Source organism: Phyllobacterium sp. (assembly GCF_037994425.1).
In the GTDB taxonomy this organism is placed as follows: domain Bacteria; phylum Pseudomonadota; class Alphaproteobacteria; order Rhizobiales; family Rhizobiaceae; genus Phyllobacterium.
This window is the reverse complement of sequence record NZ_JBBNAM010000090.1, coordinates 1-3,628: the sequence shown is the minus strand read 5'-3', so window position 1 is coordinate 3,628 and position 3,628 is coordinate 1. Positions and strand designations below refer to the sequence as shown.

General features: G+C 58.0%; 3 protein-coding genes and 1 pseudogene. 3 read left to right on the top strand and 1 reads right to left on the bottom strand.

Annotated elements, in window-relative coordinates; translation table 11 throughout:
- Positions 1-36: 36 nt before the first annotated feature.
- Positions 37-201 (top strand): DUF1328 domain-containing protein, encoded by a 165-nt coding sequence (locus tag AAAB35_RS06695; RefSeq protein ID WP_027231091.1) that lies wholly within the window; start codon positions 37-39, stop codon positions 199-201.
- A gap of 140 nt (positions 202-341) precedes the next feature.
- Positions 342-1,823: a glycosyltransferase family 39 protein gene (locus AAAB35_RS06690; RefSeq protein ID WP_340667431.1), complete on the top strand. Its 1,482-nt coding sequence runs from the start codon at positions 342-344 to the stop codon at positions 1,821-1,823.
- Here the strand turns inward: AAAB35_RS06690 and AAAB35_RS06685 are convergent.
- Positions 1,765-2,484: a glycosyltransferase family 2 protein gene (locus AAAB35_RS06685; protein WP_340667430.1), complete on the bottom strand. Its 720-nt coding sequence runs from the start codon at positions 2,482-2,484 to the stop codon at positions 1,765-1,767. The genes AAAB35_RS06690 and AAAB35_RS06685 overlap by 59 nt on opposite strands.
- A gap of 254 nt (positions 2,485-2,738) precedes the next feature.
- Between AAAB35_RS06685 and AAAB35_RS06680 the strand changes: the two are divergent.
- Positions 2,739-3,628, top strand: a pseudogene (locus tag AAAB35_RS06680) (hypothetical protein); the annotation flags it as partial.

Genomic DNA, 3,628 nt, shown 5'->3' with positions numbered 1-3,628 from the left:
CCCGTTACATCCCCGACGAGATAGGGAGAACGCTAAATGCTTTACTATGCTGTAATATTTCTGATCATAGCGCTTGTCGCCGGTGCGTTGGGATTTGGCGGTATTGCCGGTGCATCCGCCGGGATTGCCCAGATAATTTTCTATGTGTTCTTGGCGCTGCTTTTGATCTCACTTATCGCAAGCATAATCCGGCGAGCCTGATCCTTCGCCTGAGCAACAATGAACCGCCGGCGCAAGCCGGCGGTTTTAATTTGTTGTGGATGTTCGAAATCGGCAGCTGAAAACTTGCAGCCAGCTCGCCTCTTGTAGTACTCACGGCTGCATGAAAAGTGAGGCCGCAAGTGTTTTGGCGAAACTTCAATCTTGCCTGGCTTGATGGTGCCCCCATAAATTGGTCGAAACTCGCTCGGCGGGTTCCCGCTGCAATTGTCGTCTATGTTACCGCACTGATCCTCCTTCGCCTGTGCCTCTCACGCTTTATGGAAATCGATGAGGCTCAGTTCGTAGGTGAAGTGTACTTTGCCTGGAACTACGGCAATTCCCACCCGCCCCTCTACAACTGGCTCGTACGCACAGCGCTGGAACTCACCCGATGGAACTGGGTATTTTCAGTCGCTCTGGTGCGGCTATCGCTCCTCGGGCTCTATCACTGGCTGTGCTTCGACGCGGCCCGCAAGCTTGCCGGGGATCGGGCAGGCATACTAGCCCTCACAGCTTCAGCGTTCCTGCCGCAGATCGCCTGGATGTCGGTTCAAACGACTGCACACACGATCCTTGTCATGGTGGCCGCGATCGGCGTCATCCATGCCTTTGCCATGGTGCGGTCGGGCCGCGATACGATTGGCTATGCCTGGTTCGGCTTCTGGGCCACGGTCGGTGCGCTCGCGAAATATAACTTTTTCATCTTCCTCATCAGTTTCCTGATCGCGGCTGCCCTGACACCCGGCATTCGCCGCCAACTACTTCGGCGGCAGATCTGGCTTTCCTTTGCAATTTTCGCCGTCGCCTTTGCGCCAGTCGTCGTTGCTTCCCTGCGCGCGCCCTTGGCGGCAACGGCCGGCAGAATGGAGAAGCTCGCGAGCGCGATCGATTACCTGTTGCCGATCGACATCCCTCATCTTGGGATCGACGGGCTATTTAGTCTGGCTATTTCGACAGCTCTTTGGGCCGGACCTGCCGTTATCGTTTTCATCATTGGCAGGACGCGCGATCATCCCCGTCCTGCACCTGATGGTGACGCGGAGGTGCGCTTGTTGCTACTGCGAACCGTGCTGATCGGCCTTGTCGCTTTCGCAACGCTTGTCGTGGCGGCCGACTACCATTCCGTGGCCGAGCGATATATGGCCCCCATCCTCGCACCAACTGCCATCCTTCTCGCGCTCTACCTGCCGCAAGTCCTAGGCGCGCGCAACATCCTTGCCATAGCCGGCTTCGTCTACGTTCTTGCGCCGATCGCTGTCGCCTATATTGCTCTTTTCGCAACGCCCCGTTTCACGTTTCCGTTCGATGCCGTGGCACTTGCTATTCGCGCACAAAATCCGGCGCCTGCACGCATCATCTCGAACAGGCAGGACGATGCAGCCAATGTCGCGGTGCTACTGCACTGGCCGCCGGAACAGGGTTTGGCGAGGGACGTCGTGCTGGTTTGGCAGGGCGATGAGGCCGCACCGGACACTTCGGACCTTCCCGCGGATGCAATGCTGCTTGGACCAGCGGTGCGGGTCACGGCACCGGTCAGGAATTTCAGCGGCGAGCTTCGAACCTTTAATTTCCAGCGCTATTCACTCGCGCCACCGACCCCGGTTCCGAATAGCGGCGGATGAGCCAGAAGACGCCGACGGTGTCGAGGAATGCCACTGCCGCTCGGTCGAAAAATCCGTACTTGGACACGCCTGAACGCCGCGGCCGGTCCTCGACATCGACCTCGATCACCGGCAGCCCTGCCCTGCGCGTCAGAGCCGGCAGGAAACGATGCATATTGTCGAAGTAGGGCAGTTTTAGCGCGAGATCCCTAGGCAGCACCTTGAAGCCGCATGCCGTGTCCTTGCAGTCGTCCTTCAGCAAGCGCCTGCGTACGAAGTTGGCGAATTTCGAGGTTAGGAGTTTGACTGCGCCATCATTGCGTCGCTTTCGTACCCCGGCAAAAAGAGCTGGATCCGCGTTCGCAAGGAGCGGCCAAAGTCGCGCAAGATCTCTCGGGTCATTTTGCCCGTCACCGTCGAGCGTCGCAATCCACCGACCTGCCGCCGCCTGAAATCCGGTAACGAGCGCCCGCGATTTTCCGGTCCGCCGCGCGTGACGCAGCACATATGCACGATCACCCGCAGTCAGAGCCTCTTCGACCGACGCATCAGACGAACCATCATCGACGACGATGATCTCGTAGTTCGGTCCGGAAGCCAATGCCACACCGATCTCGTTGATCAGTGCGCCGATGTTTCCGGCTTCATTGTGAACTGGAATTACAATTGTTAGATCAGTCATGTTGCAAGCCGTTGTGGACCGGCGAAGCAGTTTAGCTAACCACATGTCCGGGTAGCACTCACATAGTGCCTTTCCTGTCCGATGAGAAGCATTCCATTGCCCGAAGCATGGCGAGTCCGGTTTCGTGCCGCAATTCCGCCATGCCTTTTGCTACAAAATGGTCAGCTTTCGACGCGGCTGGTTTATGGTTAATACTTCATTAATCGAAGTCTCCCTAGAGTCGGGATCAACCATATGCATGTTCCGGTCCGGCAATGATTTTTGATACATCAAAGGCAACCTCGAACTCACGCAGCCGTGCGTTCGCATGGTCGACTCTTCTTCTGTTTGCGCTTGGCTGGAACGACCCGGCCTGGGCGCAGGAAGCACCACAGGCTTCACAGCCACCCACCATTGATTCGCTCGACGTGCGGCGAGCCCAATCGCTAAAGGAGCTCGAGGATCTGACCAGCCAGATTTCATTGTCCTCGGAACGCGTCACGGCGCTCGACAATGAGATCGCCGGGCTCAAGAAGGACCAGACTACGATTACGGCAGCATTGATCCAGTCGGCCCAGACCGAAAAGAAGCTGACGCAGGACGTAGCAGGCTTCAGCGACAAGCTTGCCGATCTGCGCAGTCAGGAAGACAATGTACGAACCTCGTTGAAGCAGCGACGTGGTGCGCTTGCCGAGGTGCTGGCCGCGCTTCAGCGCATGGGCCTGAGCCCGCCGCCCGCTCTCCTGGTTCGCCCCGACGATGCGCTCGCTTCGGTTCGCAGTGCGGTCCTGCTTGGCGCGGTCGTGCCGGAAATGCGCCAGCAGACCGAAGTTCTTATCGCCGACTTGAAGGAACTCAACCGGGTAAAGACCTCGATCGCGGAAGAACAGTCGCGCCTGACGGCAGCGCTCTCCAATCAAGCCGAGGAAAGGAAACGGCTCGACCTCTTGCTTGCTGAAAAGCGGAAGCTGCAGACGACATCTAAAGAGTTCCGCGTGGCCGAACAGACAAGGTCGGAGGAGCTAGCAAAGCGGGCAACCTCGCTTCGTGACCTGATTGCTTCGATCGAAAAGGATATGCAGGAGGTCCAGAAGGCCGCAAGCGCGGCAAGCGCCGAGGAGCAACATAAGCTCGAGGCCAGCCAGCAGCGTGCCGATGATTTTGC

What these genes read in the sequence shown, in the direction of transcription:
- AAAB35_RS06695 (WP_027231091.1), top strand. Translation starts at nt 37, where the DNA reads ATGCTTTACTATGCTGTAATATTTCTGATCATAGCGCTTGTCGCCGGT.
- AAAB35_RS06685 (WP_340667430.1), bottom strand. Translation starts at nt 2,484, where the DNA reads ATGACTGATCTAACAATTGTAATTCCAGTTCACAATGAAGCCGGAAAC.